The 17,930-nt window shown below is 71.0% G+C and carries 13 protein-coding genes; 3 read left to right on the top strand and 10 right to left on the bottom strand.

All coding sequences use genetic code 11. The features are described from left to right. Positions 1-68: 68 nt before the first annotated feature. Positions 69-974 (top strand): AraC family transcriptional regulator, encoded by a 906-nt coding sequence (locus LE548_RS04340; RefSeq protein WP_225095263.1) that lies wholly within the window; start codon positions 69-71, stop codon positions 972-974. An 80-nt stretch (positions 975-1,054) separates the two neighbouring features. Here LE548_RS04340 and LE548_RS04335 read toward each other — a convergent pair whose 3' ends face one another. The 10 genes from LE548_RS04335 to LE548_RS04290 form a co-directional block, all read right to left on the bottom strand. Beyond that, on the bottom strand, positions 1,055-2,452 hold the full coding sequence (locus LE548_RS04335) for a glycoside hydrolase family 16 protein (RefSeq protein WP_225095262.1): 1,398 nt from the start codon (positions 2,450-2,452) through the stop codon (positions 1,055-1,057). Positions 2,453-2,859: 407 nt separating this feature from the next. Further along, on the bottom strand, positions 2,860-3,618 hold the full coding sequence (locus tag LE548_RS04330) for an IclR family transcriptional regulator (protein WP_225095261.1): 759 nt from the start codon (positions 3,616-3,618) through the stop codon (positions 2,860-2,862). A 145-nt stretch (positions 3,619-3,763) separates the two neighbouring features. After that, complete coding sequence (locus tag LE548_RS04325; RefSeq protein ID WP_225095260.1) at positions 3,764-5,461, bottom strand: histidinol-phosphatase; 1,698 nt, start codon at positions 5,459-5,461, stop codon at positions 3,764-3,766. Between the two features lie 28 nt (positions 5,462-5,489). Then, positions 5,490-7,328, bottom strand: a complete 1,839-nt coding sequence (locus LE548_RS04320; RefSeq protein ID WP_225095259.1) for a LamG-like jellyroll fold domain-containing protein — start codon at positions 7,326-7,328, stop codon at positions 5,490-5,492. 45 nt (positions 7,329-7,373) lie between these two features. After that, entirely contained in the window at positions 7,374-10,307 is a 2,934-nt protein-coding gene (locus LE548_RS04315; protein ID WP_225095258.1) for a glycoside hydrolase family 2 TIM barrel-domain containing protein, read from the bottom strand. Then, positions 10,304-11,209 carry an alkaline phosphatase family protein gene (locus tag LE548_RS04310; RefSeq protein ID WP_225095431.1) on the bottom strand — a complete coding sequence of 302 codons (906 nt, stop codon included), beginning with the start codon at positions 11,207-11,209 and terminating at the stop codon, positions 10,304-10,306. Before LE548_RS04310 ends, LE548_RS04315 begins: the two co-directional genes overlap by 4 nt. Positions 11,210-11,433: 224 nt before the next feature. Continuing rightward, on the bottom strand, positions 11,434-12,282 hold the full coding sequence (locus tag LE548_RS04305) for a carbohydrate ABC transporter permease (RefSeq protein WP_225095257.1): 849 nt from the start codon (positions 12,280-12,282) through the stop codon (positions 11,434-11,436). After that, positions 12,279-13,253: a sugar ABC transporter permease gene (locus tag LE548_RS04300; protein ID WP_308029883.1), complete on the bottom strand. Its 975-nt coding sequence runs from the start codon at positions 13,251-13,253 to the stop codon at positions 12,279-12,281. The genes LE548_RS04305 and LE548_RS04300 overlap by 4 nt, the downstream gene beginning before the upstream one ends. A 34-nt stretch (positions 13,254-13,287) precedes the next feature. After that, positions 13,288-14,565 carry an ABC transporter substrate-binding protein gene (locus tag LE548_RS04295; RefSeq protein WP_225095255.1) on the bottom strand — a complete coding sequence of 426 codons (1,278 nt, stop codon included), beginning with the start codon at positions 14,563-14,565 and terminating at the stop codon, positions 13,288-13,290. A 47-nt stretch (positions 14,566-14,612) separates the two neighbouring features. After that, on the bottom strand, positions 14,613-15,665 hold the full coding sequence (locus tag LE548_RS04290; protein ID WP_225095254.1) for a carbohydrate kinase family protein: 1,053 nt from the start codon (positions 15,663-15,665) through the stop codon (positions 14,613-14,615). Between the two features lie 128 nt (positions 15,666-15,793). Here LE548_RS04290 and LE548_RS04285 point away from each other — a divergent pair, with 128 nt between their 5' ends. Further along, on the top strand, positions 15,794-16,558 hold the full coding sequence (locus tag LE548_RS04285) for a DeoR/GlpR family DNA-binding transcription regulator (protein WP_225095253.1): 765 nt from the start codon (positions 15,794-15,796) through the stop codon (positions 16,556-16,558). Beyond that, a complete protein-coding gene (locus LE548_RS04280; protein ID WP_225095252.1) occupies positions 16,555-17,892 on the top strand; it encodes a 6-phospho-beta-glucosidase in 1,338 nt (445 codons plus the stop codon). Before LE548_RS04285 ends, LE548_RS04280 begins: the two co-directional genes overlap by 4 nt. The last annotated feature ends 38 nt before the right edge of the window (positions 17,893-17,930 follow it).

The raw sequence follows: 17,930 nt of genomic DNA, 5'->3' as shown, positions 1-17,930 counted from the left end.
GTCGGGGTGTGTCACTCTGTGGTGAATCTGGGACAGCGATCACGGAACACGGACGGCGCGAACAGGACATGGCTGACAGAACGCCACAAGCTGACGGCGGGGCTACGGACGGCGACGGCATCACGACCTTCCCCTTCCCGACCGAGCTGGCCGTCGGCCGTGTCGGCATGCAGGTCGGCCCGATGGGCACCGACCGCACCTGGCACGCCGACGCCCCCCTGGAGCGCGTCCACCGCATCGACTTCCACGTCGTGATGCTCTTCACCGAGGGCCCCGTACGGCACATGATCGACTTCACCGAGTACGAGGCCGGCCCCGGGGACCTGCTGTGGATCCGCCCCGGACAGGTCCACCGCTTCTCCCGCGAGTGCGCGTACCGCGGAACCGTCCTCACCATGCAGCCCGGCTTCCTGCCCCGCGCCACCGTCGAGGCCACCGGCCTGTACCGCTACGACCTCCCGCCCCTGCTGCACCCCGACCCGGCGCAGCTCGCCGCCCTCCAGGCCGCCCTGGAGCAACTGCGACGCGAGTACGAGGACACCGCCACGCTCCCGCTCAGCCTGCACACCGCCGTCCTCCGGCACACCCTCACCGCGTTCCTGCTGCGCCTCGCCCACCTCGCGGCCCGTTCCGCGGAGGCCTCCCGGCAACAGACGGACAGCACGTTCACCCGGTTCCGGGACGCCGTCGAGCAGGGCTTCGCCACCAACCACAGCGTCAGCGCCTACGCCGACGCGCTCGGCTACTCCCGCCGCACCCTCGTCCGCGCCGTCCGTGCGGCCACCGGCGAGACGCCCAAGGGCTTCATCGACAAACGCGTGATCCTGGAGGCCAAACGCCTCCTCGCCCACACCGACCTGCCGATCGGCCGGGTCGGTGCGGCCGTCGGCTTCCCCGACGCGGCGAACTTCTCCAAGTTCTTCCAGCTGCACACCGGGCGGACGCCGGTGGGGTTCCGGGCGGAGTTGCGCTGAGAGCGCCGGGGTACGGCGAAAGGGGGCTCCACGCGCGCGTGGAGCCCCCTTTCGCCGGCGTTGCCGTGCCCGGGGTGGTGTCAGTGACCGAAGTCGAACCAGTTCACGTTCACGAAGTCGGCCGGCTGGCCACTGGAGAAGGTCAGATAGACGTCGTGGGTGCCGGTCACGGAGCCGATGTTGGCCGGGATCGTCTGCCAGGACTGCCAGCCGCCCGTGCTGGCCACCGCGAAGCTGCCGATCGGGGTACTGGTGGGGCTGTCCAGGCGTACCTGCACCAGACCGCTGACTCCGCTCGCGGCACCGCTGGCGACCCGGCCGTAGAACTGCGTGGCCGGCGTCGAGCCGAAGTTCACGTCCTTGTAGAGCGCCCAGTCGCCATTGGCGATCCAGCCGATGTCCTGCCCGCCGCCGGTGTCCGTCGTGGTCTCGGTGCTGATGCCGGACTGGCTGTCGAAGGACTCGGCCTGGATCGCGCTGTAGGCGTCCCGGTTGCCGCTCGGCGGGGGAGTGGTGCCGCCGCTCCCGCCGGACTGGAGCACCTGCACATAGTCCACGACCATCGGGTGGCCCGGCTCGGTGGCGCTGGTCGGGCCACCGCCGAACGCCGCCGGGAAGGCGCCGCCCATCGCCACGTTCAGGATGACGAAGAAGCCGTGGTTCGTGGCGTTGGCCCACGTCGTGGCGTCCATCTGATTCGCCGTGACCGTCTGGTAGCTGACGCCGTCGACGTAGAAGCGGATCGCCTCCGGGCTCACCGAGCGGTCCCACTCCATCGTGTAGGTGTGGAAGCCCGACTGGCAGGTGGTGTTCGGGCAGGCGGTGGAATTGCCCAGGCCCGTCGTCTCGTTGCAGGGGCCGTTGGGGTTGGTGCCGCAGTGCATCGTGGCCCACGTCTTGTTCAGGCCGTTGACGTTCTCCATGATGTCCAGCTCGCCGACGCTCGGCCAGTTCTGGTAGTTGCCCCGGTACGGCGCGCCCAGCATCCAGAAGGCGGGCCAGTAGCCGGCGGCCGCGTTCCCGGTCACGTTCGGCATCTGGATCCGGGCCTCCACCCGCAGCTTCCCGCCGGCCGGCGGCTGGAAGTCGGTGCGGGTGGTCTCGATGCGGCCGGAGGTCCAGTTGCCCGAGGCGTCACGGCGTGGGGTGATGAGCAGATCGCCGTTGCCGTCCAACGCGACGTTGTTCGTGCTCGACGTCATCGACTCGACCTCGCCGGTGCCCCAGTTCGCGGCGCCGCCCGGGTACGACGTCCCGGTGTCGTACTGCCAGTCTGTGGTGTTCACGCCGGAGCCGGCCGCCCCGTTGAAGTCGTCGAGGAAGACCTGTGTCCAGCCGGACGGGGGCGTGGGCGCGGAGGCGTCCGCGGGGGCGGTGGCGGCCGTCGCGAGGGCCGCCGACAGGCCGAGCGTGGCGACGACGGCGATGAGCGTGCGCCGCAGGGGGCGGGGTCTGGGTATGCCGGAAGGTGAACGCATGGGGGGCCTCTCGGGTACGGTCGGAGCGGGCGTGAGAGCGCTCCCATGCCGACCCGGGGCTGGCCTGAGAGCGCTCTCAGAGTGCCGCCAATGTGCTCCCCGGCCTCGCAGCCGTCAAGCCTTGAAGCAAGGAAAGTGCTTGATTCTCACGGGAGTTCACCGGGTGAAGCCACCCGTACCCGCTCAGACCGCGCTGCCTGCCTGCCTGCCTGTCGGCCGGTGCCGGGCGCGGGGACGGCCTGTGCGGGCACGGTGAGCCGACCGCGCCGGGACCACCCCCGCAGCCGCTGTCCCGACCGGTGCGACAGACACGCCACGTGTCCGGACCGTTCCTGGCACTCCGGAGGGCGTGTCGTCGTGGCGACCCTCCGGCACCACCGCGCCCGAAGCGGCCGAGATCCCCTCGGTCAGCGCTCGGGCCGCTCCGGCCGCCAGCCCAGGGCGCGGGAGATGCCCCGGCCGGCCAGCCGGACCGCCGGGGCCAGCGCCGGCACCTGGGCGCCCGCCCGGGGCACCACCACCGACACCGCGGCGACCACCTCCCCGCCCGCGCCGCGCACCGCCGCCGCGACGGACAGCGCGTCGTCCGTCACCTGACGCTCGCTCACCGCCACACCCGCGCGGCGGACTTCGGCGAGCGTGCGCCGCAGCAGCGCCGGATCGGTGAGCGTGTACGGGGTGAAGGAGGCGAGCGGCCCGGCGCAGTACTCCTCCTGGAACGCCGGGTCGGCGTGCGCGAGGAGGACGAGCCCGACCCCGGTGGCGTGCAGCGGCCAGCGCGCCCCGATCCGGATGTGCACGCCCACCGCCGAGCGTCCCTGCAGCCACTCGACGTAGACGACCTCGCGTCCGTCCCGCACGGCCAACTGCACGTTCTCGTGCGTCGCCTCGTACAGATCCTCCAGATACGGCAGTGCCAGCTGGCGCAGGCCGAGCCCGCGCGGGGCGAGCGCGGCCACCTCCCACAGCCGCAGGCCCACGTGGTAGACCCCGGAGGTGTCCCGCTCCAGCGCGCCCCAGGCCGTCAGCGCGCCCGTCAGCCGGTGCGCGGTGGTCAGACTGAGCCCGGCCCGGCGGCTGATGTCGGTCAGCGACAGGGCGGGATGCTCGTGGTCGAACGCGGCGAGCACAGCCAGCAACCGGTCGGCGGCGGAGAGTTCGCTCACCGGCACACACCCACCTCACCCTGTCGCCGGGCAGCCCCGCCGGCCGGGTCCGGCGGGGACGTCACTGCTGACAGTATGCGGACGAGGGCGCCGGATCAGCGGGCGCGGGTGACAGACCGGTGTTGCGGCCGGTGTGTCACCGGGCTCACCGGGCTGCCGTCACGTCGACGAAGACCGGGTTGGAGTAGAACCAGGTGTCGGCCCACGGGTCGCCGTTCCCGGGCTCGTGCGGGACCGGGCCGTGCGGGTCGACGGACGCACCGAGGTAACCGGCTCCGTGCCGGTTTCCGTCACTGCCGCGCAGCCGCACGTAGAACGACTCGTCGCCGGCGGTGAGCGGGATGCGCAGGGTGTAGGTGCCGGTACGGCCGCTGACGTCCGCGGTGTGCACCACCGTGGTGTCCGGCGCCCGCCAGCTGTCCCGGTCGGCGGCCGGGCCGCGCACGGCGCCCCGGACGACGTCCACGTGCGCGAGGCGCGGCAGGATGCCGTGCGGGTTGGCGCGGGAGGCCGTCGTGACCGTCACCGACAGCGTGATCCGCTCGCCCGCGCGGACCCGCAGCCGCCCGCCGAGCGTGACGCCCTGGCCGTGGTCGCAGTCCCGCCGCACGCGCACGTCGAGCCCGTCGAGCAGATGCCCGTGGTCGACCCACACCCGGCCCGCGCGCAGGCCCGCCATCACCGCGCGGTAGCCGTAGCGGGTGACACCGACGTGGGTGCGGCTGAACTCGCCCGGCCAGAAGTCGCTGCCGGGCTGCGGGGTGTCCGTGTTCACCGGGTCGGGCAGTCTGCCGGTGTTGTCGAAGTTCCGGCCGGGCGCCCAGTCGCCGTTCTTCCAGGTGTCGAAGACCGTGCGGTGGTTGTCGGAGTTGGACGTGACCGAGAACAGCCTGCCCTCGGCGAGCATCGAGTCCCACAGGCCGCCGACGGTCGCGGTCGCCCAGTCGAAACCACCGTAGGTGAGGTAGGCGTCGGCCGGATAGCCGGACCACGACTGCGCGGACGGCTTGTTCTCGTACTCGCCGCGGATCGACGCCGGGCCCCGCCAGCCGGGGATGGCCGCGCCCTGGGCGCCGGGCGCGCCCTCCATGCCGATCACGATCTCGGGGGCCCACTCGTTCCCGCCGCCCCACCCTGCGTCCCGCCAGTTGCGCATCTCGTGCGGGGAGTCGATGCCGAGGCGCAGGGGGTGGTTGGCGAGCACGAGGACGTCGTCGACGTAGCCGGTGCGGCGCTGTTCGGCCAGCCACTGGACGGCCTTGACGGCGTGGGCCTCGTTGCGGGCGGTGTCCGTGCCGGTGGCGGAGCCGTCGGTGTAGCCGAGCAGCTTGCCGTCGTAGGCGAGCTCGAACCGGGTGAGCAGCTCGGTCTCGTTGGGGCCGGGCGCGGCGAACACGGTGGCGTGCTCGGCGGCCGGGATGTACCACTCCAGGCCCTGGAAGATCAGCTGACGCGGGTTCTCCGCGCGGGCCTTGAGGATTTCGGCGTGCTCCAGCTTCGCGCCGTAGTAGGCGTGCCCGAAGTTGGAGTGCTCGTTGAACACCATCCAGTCCAGGCCGTACCGCGCGGCGGCCCGGGCCTGCTGGGAGAACGTGTACTTCGCGTCGTGGCTGTACACGGAGTGGACGTGGTGGTCGCCGACCAGGTAGGCGAGGTGCGGGTCCTCCCCGCCCAGGTTGCGCTGCGGGGACGCGAACGCGGGGGTCGCCGCCGACCCGAGCGCGAACGCGGCACCGAACAGACCCGCGCGGCGCAGGAGCCCGCGTCGGGACACGCTCTGGGCGTCGAGGTCGGCGGGGGAGACGGAAGGGTCGGCCCAGGTGGGCAGCTGCTGCTCGGTCATGATCGGGTACGTGTCCTGTTCGAGGGCGTCAGTGGGTCATGAAGGAGGAGACGGGCAGCGCCCGGGAGACGATCCGGACGTCGCCGAGGCGGCCGTGCAGGATCTGGTCGATCTTGTCGGCGTACGTATAGCCGCCGAGCAGCCACGGCAGTCCGACCGAGGCGATACCGGTGGCGGAAGCCTTCGGGTTGCGGACGACCGGACAGCCCTCGACGTACAGGGTCGTGTGCGTGCCGTCGTTGACGACGGCGAGGTGCCACCAGGTCTCCAGCGGCGTCTCCTGGCCCCAGTTGGTGGCGATGCCCTCCTGGTTGAGCGGGCGCATCGCCCACTGCGGCTCGCGGTCGTTGGACAACGAGAGGGTGGCCAGCGGCTCGTCGGGGTCGTCGGCGGTCTTGCCGGCCGCGCCGCCCGTGCCCCTGCGGCTGACGAGGCCGGCCCACGCGTTGTGCCCGGGGTCCCAGTCGGCCGGCAGCCGGTAGAACGCCTCGATGGTGTAACCGTCCTTGAGCGTCGCCGAGTTGAGCGGCGCGCGGTCGACGGTCTGCAGGTACGCGCCCTTCAGCGGGGACTTGTACCCGGTGAACTCCAGGCTGCCGTGGCCCGGCTGGTCCGGGTGGTGGTCCGCCGACCAGCCGAGGGTGCCGCCGCCCACCGAGACGACGGTGAGGTCGTTGCCGTTGCCGGACAGGTCGCGGACCGTGCCGGAGACGGCCGAGTCGAACCGCCAGTAGGCGGCCGTGCCCCGGATCAGCATCTTCGACGCGGGCCGCGCCGGGCGGGCCGGTATCGGGTCGAAGCCTGCGAAACGCTCCGCGAAGTCGATGCCGACCGAGAAGCGGTCCGCATCACCGCTCAGCTCGATCTCCTGCCGCTCCAGCTCGTTCAGGCCCTTCTTGGCCCGGCCGAGGATCCACGGGGAGACGGTCTCGACGTCGATGACGTTCCGGTCCAGGTCGAAGCGGTACAGGCGGATCATCGCCGCGCCGCCGAAGTAGCGGTTCTGATAGTTCGTCAGGTGCAGATGCACGTCGTGGCCGGCGGCGTTCTTGCGGACAGCCCGCCCGGCCGGCCAGTAGTGGCCGTTCAGGGTCAGGAAGATCTGGTCGTGGTCCTTGATGAGCTGGTCCCACAGCTGCTGCCCGTACGTCGACAACTGGTCGTCGCCGACGACGAGTTCGTGCGTGGTGAGGATGACCGGAGTCTTCGGGTGCGCGGCGAGGACGTCCTTCGCCCACGCGTACCCCTTCGCCGACAGCCGCCAGTCCAGCGCGAGCACCATCCACGCGCGGCCGGCCGCCTTGAAGAGGTGGTAGGTGTTGTAGCCGTCCGAAGAGGCCCCGCCGAACGTCGGCTTGCCCTGGAAACGCTGCGGCCCGAACGCGTCCAGGTACGGCGTCGGGCCGCGCTGGTCGTCCGTCGACGACTTCACGTCGTGGTTGCCGGCCAGGACGCTGTAGCCGACGCCCCGCCGGTCCAGCAGCCGGAACGCCTCGCTGATCGCGGCGAATTCGGCCTGCGCGCCGTTCTGGGTGAGGTCGCCCAGGTGGGAGAGGAAGGCGATGTTCTCGCCGGATTCACCGCCCTCCTCCAGCAGATAGCGCAGAGACGCCTCGACCGGCGCCTTGTCGATGCTGGGCCCGTCGAAGAGGTACTGGGTGTCCGGCATCACGGCGAGTGTGAAGCGGCGGCTCTCGGGATCGGGCCGCCGGCCGCTCGCGCTCGCGGGAGCCGCCTCGGCGACGGCCGGCAGGCCGACCCCGGCCGTGGCGGCGGCGCCCAGCAGGGCGGTGGCCCTCAGGAAACTGCGTCGTGCGGCACCGGCCTGCGCGGCCTCGCCCTGGTTGTGGTCATGCGACGTACACACGTGTGCTCCGTGAGAGGCGATGTGACAAGGAGGGAAGGCGGGGGGTTACAGAACGCGCAGGGTCCAGCTCCAGCGGTGGATGCCCGGGGCGATGCGGTAGGAGGGGAAGGTGTCGGGGCCGCACGAGGCCGTGCCCAGGCCCCGGTGCGCCGCGTCGATGTGCACGACACAGCCCGGACGAGGCATGAGCTCGTCGTGGTGCGCCGCGGTGGTCAGGTCCTCGGCCCGGTACCGGGTGACGGAGATCTGCCGCGGTTCGTCCAGCACGACCGCGAGACCGGTGGCGTCCGGCGCCGACAGCGTGAACCGCCGTACGCCGTGCCGGCCGCCGCTCTCCTGCGGACGAAGATAAGGGGTGAACAACGCGTCGACCGGCAGCGAGTGATGGCCGACGGGCGCTCCCGCGCTCCGGTCGGGATACGACTCCCAGGGCCCCTGCCCGAACCACTCCAGCAGGTCGAGGCCCGGGGGCGTCTCGAAGACCGTGCCGACTCGCGCCACGTCGTCGAACTGCTCGGGCAGCTCGGCCTGTTCGTCGATCCGGATGCCGCCCTCGACCCGTGTGAACACCTGCCGGTGCGTGACGACCCCGACCGTGCCGGCGTACTCGGCGTCCACGGTCACCCGGCCGCCGTCCCCGCGCACCGACACGACCTTGCGGACGAGTGAGTCGAGCCCCCACGCCCGCCAGCGCTCCGCCATGCCGCCCAGCTCGTCGTTGTCGGTGGGCGCCCGCCACAGCGACAGCGTGGGGGCGGCCGCCAGCAGCGGATGGACCAGCAGGCCCTCGCCGTCGACCTCGACGGGCCGGTCCACGAGCGCGTCCTCGGCCGCGTCGGGTCCGCGCAGCCGGACCTGCGGCACGCACACCTCGGTGCCGCGCGGCGCCCACGGCTGGTCCTCGGCCACGGTCACCCGCAGCGTCAGCCAGGCCTCGCCGCCGTCGCGCGGCACCTCGAAGGGGAGCGGCACGGCAGCCGTCTCACCGGGCCGCAGATCGGGCAGTGCGGCGGGTGCGGTCAGCGTCCGGCCGTCGGCCAGGGACAGCTCCCAGGTGCCGGTCAGCCAGTCCAGGCCCCGGAAGTGCTGGTGGTTGCCGAGGACGATGCCCTCGTGCTTGAAGCACTCGATACGCACCGGCGCCGCGATCTCCCGGTGCTCGTACAGGGCAGGCTTCGGGGTGCGGTCCGGGAAGACCACGCCGTCCGCGATGAACGCGCCGTCGTGGATGGTCTCGCCGAAGTCGCCGCCGTACGCCCAGCGGTGGCCCGGCGCGGCGACACCGTTGTCATACAGCCCGGCGCCCCCACGCCCGACCGGTCTGCCGTCGTTCACACGCTGGAGAATGCCGTGGTCCCAGAACTCCCAGATGAACCCGCCCTGAAGACCTGGCGTTGACTCGATGGCCGCCCAAAGGTCCGCGAGGGTGCCGTTGCTGTTGCCCATCGCGTGGGAGTACTCGCACTGGATGAGCGGCCTGGTCTGCCGCCCCGACAGGGCGTGGGCGACGCAGTCCTCCAGCGGGGCGTACATCGGGCAGGCGATGTCGGAGCAGTCGTCCGTGGCCGCCCAGTCGAGCTTGGCGGCGCCCTCGTACTGGACCGGCCGCGTCGGATCGTGCCGCCGCACCCAGCCGGCAGCCGCGTCGTGATTGGCGCCGTAGTCGGACTCGTTGCCCAGCGACCAGACGATGACCGACGGATGGTTCTTGTCCCGCAGCACCATCCGCGAGACCCGGTCCACGAAGGCGTTCAGATAGCGCGGGTCGTCGGCGATCTCATGCGCGTGGTCGTGCGACTCGATGTCCGCCTCGTCGACGACGTAGAAGCCGAGCTCGTCGGCGAGGTCGTACAGCGTCGGATCGTTCGGGTAGTGCGAGGTGCGGATCGCGTTGAAGCCGAAACGCTTCAGCAGCACGAGATCCGCGCGCATGTCCTCGTACGACACCGTCCGCCCCGTCAGCGGATGGAAGTCGTGCCGGTTGACGCCCCGGATGAACACCCGCTCACCGTTGATCAGCAGGTCCCGGCCGACGATCCGGACGTCCCGGAAACCGATGCGGTGCCGCGAGGTGTCGGCGACCGTCCCGTCGGCGCGGTGCAGGCGGACGGTGAGGCCGTACAGCTCGGGCGTCTCGGCGTTCCAGGTGCGCACGTCCGGGACGGTGGTGTGGATCCGGGCCTCGCCGAGGAAGTCGGAGACGCGTTCGTCCTCGACGTTGACGCGGTCGAACTCGCTGTCCTGGGTGAGGAGTTGGCCCTCCAGCTCACCGCTGACGTACCACCCGTCGGGCAGTGTCCCGCGCGCGTCGCGCACCCGGCAGTCGACGCGCAGCTCGCCGTCGAATCCGGCCCGAACGCTCACGTCGGCCAGGTGCAGCGGGTCGGTCGCATACAGCAGTACCGACCGCGTCACGCCCCCGTGCCACCACTGGTCCTGGTCCTCGACGTGCGAGGCGTCGGACCACTTCACCACGGTCAGCCGTACGACCGACCGCTCGCCGGGACGTACGACATCCGTGAGGTCGAACTCGGCGGCCAGGTGGGAGTCCTTGGAGATGCCGACGGGCCGCCCGTCCACGTGCACGAGCAGCACGCTCTCGGCGGCCCCGACCTGCAGCACGATCCGGCGCCCGGTCCACTCGCCGGGCACCTCCACCTCGCGCTCGTACACGCCCGTCGGGTTGGCGGCGGGCGACTGCGGAGGGAATTCTGTATACGGCATACGGACGTTCGTGTACTGCGGACGGTCGTCTGTGTCCTGCATGGTCCAGACACCCGGAACATGTGCCGACGACCACACATCGGACACCTGTGCGTCCGGAGCGGGAAGCAGCTGGAACTGCCAGTCGCCGTCCAGGGAGAGGGCGCCGGACCGCCGGTCGACGGCGTTCATGGGGAGGCGCCCCCAGGAGGTCACCTCGGGGGCCTCCCAGGGGCGCAGCGAGATCAGGGGATCGGCGGGCAGTGCGTCGGTCATGACCATTCCGGAGTCGGTGGTGGGGTGGGCCGGGGCAGGGGGCGGCCCCGCAGGCCCCAGGCGGGGTCGACGGGGATGCCGAGACGGTCCAGGACGGTGGGGGCGATGTCGACGAGGCGGGGTGTGTCGAGTCGGGTGGAGCTGGCGCCGCCAGGCTCGGCGAGGATCACGAAGACTTCTCGTTCGGCACGGGTGTCGCCGCCATGGCCGCCGGAGTCGAGGTGGCCGTGGTCGGTGGTGACCAGCACGGTCCAGTGCTCGTCGGCGCGCGCGGCGATCGCTGCCAGCAGCCGCCCGAGGTGGGTGTCCTGGGTCAAGAGGGCGTCGTCGTAGGCGGGGGAGAGGGGGCCCGTGGCGTGGCCGGCCTCGTCGGTGGCGCCGAAGTACACGAACACGGCGTCCGGGTCCTCCTCGGTGAGCCAGCGTTCGGCGGTGCGGGCGACCAGGCGGTCCGCGGTCTCGTAGCCGTCGGACTCGCCGTCGTAGTGCACCCGGTGGCCGATGGCGGTGCCGAGGGTGCCGCGGCGGACCAGCTCCGGCCAGGACACCGCGGCCGCGGTGCGCAGACCGGGGCGGGCGGTGCGGGCACGGCTGAGGAAGTCGGGGTAGCGGGCGTAGTCGGCGCCGGTGAAGTCGTTGCCGGTCACCCCGTGCCGATCGGGCCACACCCCGGTCAGCACGCTCGACCAGCCGGGCCCGGAGTCGGTGTAGGCCATGCTGGTCGACGGCCCGCCCTCGGCCTGTCCGTCCGCCTCGCCGTACGGCAGCAGGCTGGTGCCGTGGGCGCCGGCGGCCATCAGGCCGTGCAGCACGGGTGCGTGGGACGGTGAGCGAAGCGAGACGGGGGTCCCCCCGGCCGGAGGCTGGGGGAGGGGCAGCCGGTCGTAGCGCAGCCCGTCCATGCCGACCACGAGCACCCTGCCGTGCGTGGTGCCGTCCCCTCCGGGGGCAGCGGCACTGTGACGGGGGAACGGCAGCCGCGCGGAAGGTCCCGTCCTCTCCCGCGCACGCTCACTCGGCGCCCGCCCTCCCCCGGCCTCGACGTCCGTCACCACGTTCCCCTCTCGTCTCTCGCGTTCTCCGGACAGGCCCTGACCGCCCCGCCCCGCCCCCACCGCACGCCGGATCAGCTGCCCTGCACCGCTCCCTCCGTGGCCCCCGCGATGAAGCCGCGAGCGAAGATCGTGAAGACGATCACCAGCGGGACGGATGCCATGAGCACGCCGGCCATGACCATGCTGTAGTCGGTGGTGTGGCCGACGTGGAGCTGGGCGAGCGCCACCTGGAGGGTGAGGTGGCCCGGGTCGGTGAGCACGACGAGCGGCCAGATGTAGTCGTTCCAGGCGCCGACGAAGGCGTAGATGGCGAGGAAGGACAGCGCGGGCCTGATCATCGGCAGCACGATGTTCCAGTACTGGCGGAAGAACCCGGCGCCGTCGATGCGCGCAGCGTCGAGGAGTTCGTCCGGCACGCCGTTCTCGATGTACTGGTGCAGCCAGAAGATACCGAAGGCGTTGGCGAGGGCGGGCGGGATCAGTGCCTGGAGCGTGCCGACCCAGCCGAGGTGGGACATCAGGATGAACTGCGGAAGGACGGCCAGCTGGAGCGGCAGCATCATGAACCCCAGCAGCGTGGCGAACAGCACCCGGCGTCCGGGAAAGTCGAACTTGGCGAAGGTGAAGGCCGCCAGGGAGTCGACGAACAGGACCAGGACGGTGGTCACGCACGCGACGACGACCGTGTTGAGCATGGATCCGAAGAAGTCGATGGTGTCGAGCACATGCCGGATGTTCTCCAGCAGGTGCGAACCGGGGGTCATCTTCGGCGGGCTCTTGTAGATGTCCTGGGTGGTGTTGGTCGCCATGACGATCGTCCACACGAACGGGAAGACGGAGATCAGGACGGCCAGGATCAGGACGATGTGCGCGGTCAGGCCCCTGGGGCGCCGGGACCGCCTCGTGTCCGTCGCGGTCATGACTTCCTCCCGCGCTGCACGATGCGCCAGTTGACGACGACCAGCACCATGATCAGTACGAAGAAGGCCCACACGATGGCCGCGCCGTAGCCGTAGTCGTTGTTGAGTAAGGCCGACTGGTAGAAGTACAGCAGCGTGGTCAGGCCGGCCTGGCCGGGGCCGCCGAGGTTCGCGTTGGCGGCGTTGCTGGCGAACAGGACCTGCGGTTCGCTGAAGCTCTGCAGACCGTTGATGGTCGAGATGACGACGGTGAACAGGATGATGGGCCGCATGACCGGCAGGGTGATCTGGAAGAAGGTACGCACGGGCCCGGCGCCGTCCAGCTTCGCCGCCTCGTAGATCTGCGCGGGGATGGCCTGGAGGCCGGCCAGATAGATGATCATGTTGTAGCCGGTCCACATCCAGGTCATCAGCAGCGCGATGACCAGTTTGATCAGCCACGGATTGCTCAGCCACGGCACGGGCGAGATGCCGACCATGCCGAGGATCGCGTTGACCAGGCCGAAGTTGTCGCTGAACACCGCGCCGAAGAAGATCGACACGGCGACGATCGAGGTGACGTTCGGCACGTAGAGGGCGATGCGGTAGAAGCCCTTGAAGCGGCGCACCGAGTGCAGCAGCGTCGCCAGCACCAGGGCGCCGAACAGGGTGGGAACGGTGGACAGGACCCAGATCACCAGGGTGTTGCGGACCGACAGCCAGAAGACCGGGTCCTTCCACAGGAACCGGAACTGCTGCAGGCCCACGAACCGCATGGTGCCCAGGCCGTCCCAGTGCTGGAAGGCCAGATACAGCGAATAGAAGACAGGGAAGAACGAGAAGGCGAGGAAGACCAGATAGAAGGGCGAGATCGCCAGGTACTGCCGCCAGTACGACAGGAGTCCGCGACGCCTGGGCGGCACGCTGCCCGCCGGCGGCGTGCGCCGCGGGCGGAAGCGGGCCGGGCCCGACCCGCCGAGGCGCCCGGGCAGCTCGGCGGAACCGGTGACCGGAGGTGACGTCACCTCAGCTCACCCCCTGGCGCTGGGCGATCTGCCTGGCCTGGCTGACGGCGTCCTTCCAGGCGTCGTCGGGCTTCTTGCCCTTGGCCTCGACGTTGGTCAGTTCCGTCATGTAGGGGGCCATGACGGCGGCGTCGGCGGGCGCCTCGTAGCTGTCCGGAACGGCCTGGGCGGCCGGGCCGAAGACCTCGATGATCTTCTGCCCGCCGAAGAAGGCGTCGGGGCCCGTCATGGCCGGCATCGAGTAGGCGGCCGGGGCGGCGGGGAAGATGGCGGCGTCGGTGAAGCCGCGGGCGTCGTTGGCCGGGCTGAGGATCCAGCTGATGATCTTGAAGGCTTCTTCGGGGTTGCGGCACTGCCGGGGCAGAGCCAGGTAGGAGCCGCCCTGGTTGGCCGGTCCTCCGGGCATCGCGCACACCCGCCACTGGCCCTTGGTGCCCGGAGCCGCCTGCTCGATGTCCAGCGCGTGCCAGGCCGCGCCGAGTTCGGTGGTCAGGCTCTTGCCGATGGCGGCGTTCCAGCTGTTGTCGTTGATCTTGGCGTCGATGCCGAGCGTGTAGGGGCGGATCGCCGTGGTCCACGCGGCGCGTATGTGGTCCTGGTCGCCGATGAAGTGGTTGTTCTTGTCGATGAACCGCTTGGTGCCCTGGCCGACGGCCATGGTGAACACCGAGCCGATGTTGTTGACGAGGTAGGTGCCGGGCGCCTTCTTCGTCAGCTCGGTGCCGAGCGCGAAGTAGTCGTCCCAGGTCTTGGCCGCCGCGGCGACCTTGCCGGGGTCGGTGGGCAGCCCGGCCTTCTCGAACTGGTCCGCGCGGTAGAAGAGCGCGGTGGGACCGATGTCGATCGGGAAACCGATCTGCTTGCCGTCGGAGGTCTGGGCGAGCTTGGTCTTCCACCCCAGGTACTGGGACGAGAGCGTCTTGAAGCCCAGGTCGTTCAGGTCGAGGAAGCGGGCGGCGTTGGGCAGGAAGGACGCCATGTCCTCGCCCTTGATGCCGGTGATGTCGGGCACGGAGCTGCCCGCCGCGAGGGTGGTGGTGAGCTTCTGCTTGAAGTCGCCGCCGATGGAGGCGACGGTCAGCCCGACCCCGCTGCCGAAGTGTGACTTGGCCTCCGCGACCACCTTGTCGCTGAGCGCGCCACCCCAGTACCACAGGGTGAGGTTCTTGCCGTTCTTGGTGCCGCCCGAGCCCGAGCCGCCGCCGCACGCGACGGTCAGACCGGAGGCGGCCGCGGTGAGCGCGGCGGCCTGGAGGAAGCCTCTACGAGAAAGGTCCACGGGTCACTCCTGTTGTTCCTGTTCGACGTGGAGAGGGGGTTCGAGGGTCAGGGCCGCCGTTCGCGGGCGTGCGGGCCGACGGTCGGGTGAGGGGCCGGCGGGGTGACGGGGGCGTGGCGCACGGGCGGGCCGACGTCGGCCGGGATGCGGTCGGCCAGGAAGCCGTACGCGCGGCGCAGTTCCGGGTCCGTCAGCGAGCGCCACCAGCGGTCGACGCCGTACCAGCCCGGAGCCGCGAGCGCCCCGCCGTGATGCCGGACGGACAGGCCCGCGGCCAGGACCGCGAACCGCAGCCGCTGCGCCAGCGGCCAGCCGCCGAGCGAGGCCGCGACGAAGCTCGCGCCGAAGACGTCCCCGGCGCCCGTCGGGTCCAGGACATCGACGGCCAGGGCCGGGACCTCCGCGTACTCGCCGGTCGTCTGGTCGACGGCCATCGCGCCGTCGCCGCCCCGCGTGACCACCGCCACCGGCACCAGCTCGGCGAGCGTGCCGAGGGCCGCCGTCGCGCTGTCGGTGCGGGTGTAGGCCATCGCCTCGGTCTCGTTGGGGAGGAAGGCGTGGCACAGGGCGAGCTGGTCGAGCAGGTCCGAGGACCACTCCTGGGCCGGGTCCCAGCCGACGTCGGCGTAGATCCGGGTGCCGTTCGCGGCGGCCTTGGCGAGCCACTCGCGCGGTTCGGCCTCGATATGCACGAGGGCCGTGCGCGCCTCGGGCGGGTCGCCCATGAGTGTGTCCTGCGAGTACGGGGGTTCCTGGCCGTGGGTCACGAGGGCCCGGTCGTGGCCGGAGGCGAGCGAGACGGTGACGGGGGTGGGCCAGTCGTCCGCGACACGGGAGAGCGAGAGGTCGACGCCTTCCTGCTCGTCGAGGACGCCACGGCAGTACGCGCCGTAGAAGTCGTCGCCGAAGACCGTGGCCAGCGAGGTGCGCAGGCCGAACCGGGACGCGGCCACGGCGAGGTTGGCGATGCCGCCCGGGCCGCAGCCCATGCCGGCCGTCCAGATCTCCTCGCCCGGCGTCGGCGGCTTCCGGAGCCCCGTGAGGACGAGGTCGTAGAAGAGCAGCCCGGTCAGCAGCACATCGGGCCTGTCGTCGTCCACGCGCACAGCCTCTCGTCAAAACTCGTCATTTTCGATGACCGGAATCGTGCGCTGCTCTGCGAGATTGGTCAATACCCGAGCAGAAGTGAGCATAGATTTGATTGAAGATGACGAGTAGTGTTCGTGGCGTGCTGGCAGAACGACGACACCAACTCATCCTGCGGGCCCTGCGCTCCGGCGGCCCCGCAGCTGTGACCGACCTCTCCGAGCGGCTGGGGGTGAGCCCCGCCACGATCAGACGCGATCTGGTCAAGCTGGAGGAGGACGGGCTGCTCACACGTGTCCACGGCGGCGCCGTCGTCGAGGAGGGCGACCAGCCCTTCGCCGAGGTCGCCGAGGTGCGCGTGGCCGAGAAGGACGCGCTGGCCGCGTGCGCCGCGGCGATGGTCGAGGACGGCCAGTCGGTGCTGCTCGACATCGGCACCACCGCCTTCCGGCTCGCCCGCCAGCTGCACGGCCGCCGCCTCACCGTCATCACCAGCAACCTGGTGGTGTACGAGGAACTGGCCGACGACGAGGGCATCGAGCTGGTGCTGCTCGGCGGCATGGTCCGGCGCGAGTATCGCTCCCTGGTCGGCTTCCTCACGGAGGACAACCTGCGGCAGCTGCACGCCGACTGGCTCTTCCTCGGCACCAGCGGGGTGCGCCCGGGCGGACAGGTGATGGACACGACGGTCGTGGAGGTGCCCGTCAAGCGCGCCATGATCAAGGCGAGCGACAAGGCCGTGCTGCTTGCCGACTCGGCGAAGTTCCCGGGTACGGGCATGGCGAAGGTCTGTGGTCCCGAGGACCTGGACATGGTGGTGACCAACGCGCCGGTGGACCCGGCGACCCGGGCCGCCCTGGAGGAGGCCGGTGTCGAGGTGGTCCTGGCAGGAAAGGCTCAAGCGTGAAACTGACGATTCTGGGCGGCGGCGGGTTCCGGGTGCCGCTCGTGTACGGGGCACTGCTGACGGACCGCGGCGAGGGGCGGGTCACCGAGGTCGTGCTGCACGATCTCGACGACAGTCGACTGCATGCAGTCGCCCGTGTACTGGCTGAACAGGCGTCGACCGTCGCCGACGCCCCCACCGTGACCGCCACCACCGACCTCGACGAGGCCCTGCGTGGTGCCGACTTCGTCTTCTCGGCGATCAGGGTCGGGGGCCTGGAGGGCCGCGCCGACGACGAGCGGGTCGCGCTGGCGCAGGGCGTCCTCGGCCAGGAGACGGTCGGCGCGGGGGGCATCGCCTACGGTCTGCGCACCGTCCCCGTCGCCGTCGACATCGCCCAGCGGGTGGCCCGCCTAGCCCCCGACGCCTGGGTCATCAACTTCACCAACCCCGCCGGACTGGTCACCGAAGCCATGTCCCGCCACCTCGGCGACCGCGTCATCGGCATCTGCGACTCCCCGGTCGGCCTCGGCCGCCGTATCGCCCGGGTTCTCGGCGCCGATCCGAAGGAGGCCTGGATCGACTACGTCGGCCTCAACCACCTCGGCTGGGTGCGCGGCCTGCGCATCGCGGGCCGCGACGAACTCCCGCGCCTGCTCGCCGACCCGGACCTGCTCGGCTCCTTCGAGGAGGGCAAGCTCTTCGGCGTCGACTGGCTCCGGTCCCTCGGTGCCATTCCCAACGAATACCTGCACTACTACTACTTCAACCGCGAGGCGGTCCGCGCCTACCAGCAGGCCGAGAAGACCCGCGGCGCCTTCCTGCGCGACCAGCAGGCGCATTTCTACGAGGAGGTCAGGGACCCGGGTGCGAACGCTCTGGAGGCCTGGGACCGTACCCGCGCCGAGCGCGAGGCGACCTACATGGCCGAGAACCGGGAGACGGCCGGCGCCGGCGAACGCGACGCCGACGACCTCTCCGGCGGCTACGAGAAGGTCGCTCTGGCGCTGATGCGGGCCATCGCCCGCGACGAGCGCACCACCCTGATCCTCAACGTCCGTAACCGCGGCACCCTCTCGGTGCTCGACACGGAGGCTGTCATCGAGGTCCCCTGCCTGATCGACGCCAACGGCGCCCACCCGGTCGCCGTCGACCCGCTGCCCGGCCACGCCACCGGCCTCGTCTGCTCGGTCAAGGCCGTCGAGCGCGAGGTGCTCGCGGCCGCCGAGTCCGGTTCGCGTGCGACGGCCGTCAAGGCGTTCGCGCTGCATCCGCTGGTCGACTCGGTGAACGTGGCCCGCCGGCTGGTCGACGGGTACACCGAGGTCCATCCCGGTCTGGCCTATCTAAAGTAGTCAGCGGTCGGAAAGCGCTTTCTCACTCTCTTCTGGAG

Source organism: Streptomyces sp. CoH27, assembly GCF_020181035.1.
Taxonomy (GTDB): Bacteria; Actinomycetota; Actinomycetes; order Streptomycetales; family Streptomycetaceae; genus Streptomyces; species Streptomyces camelliae.
The sequence above is the reverse complement of the archived record's forward strand: the minus strand, read 5'-3'. Positions and strand labels throughout refer to the sequence as shown.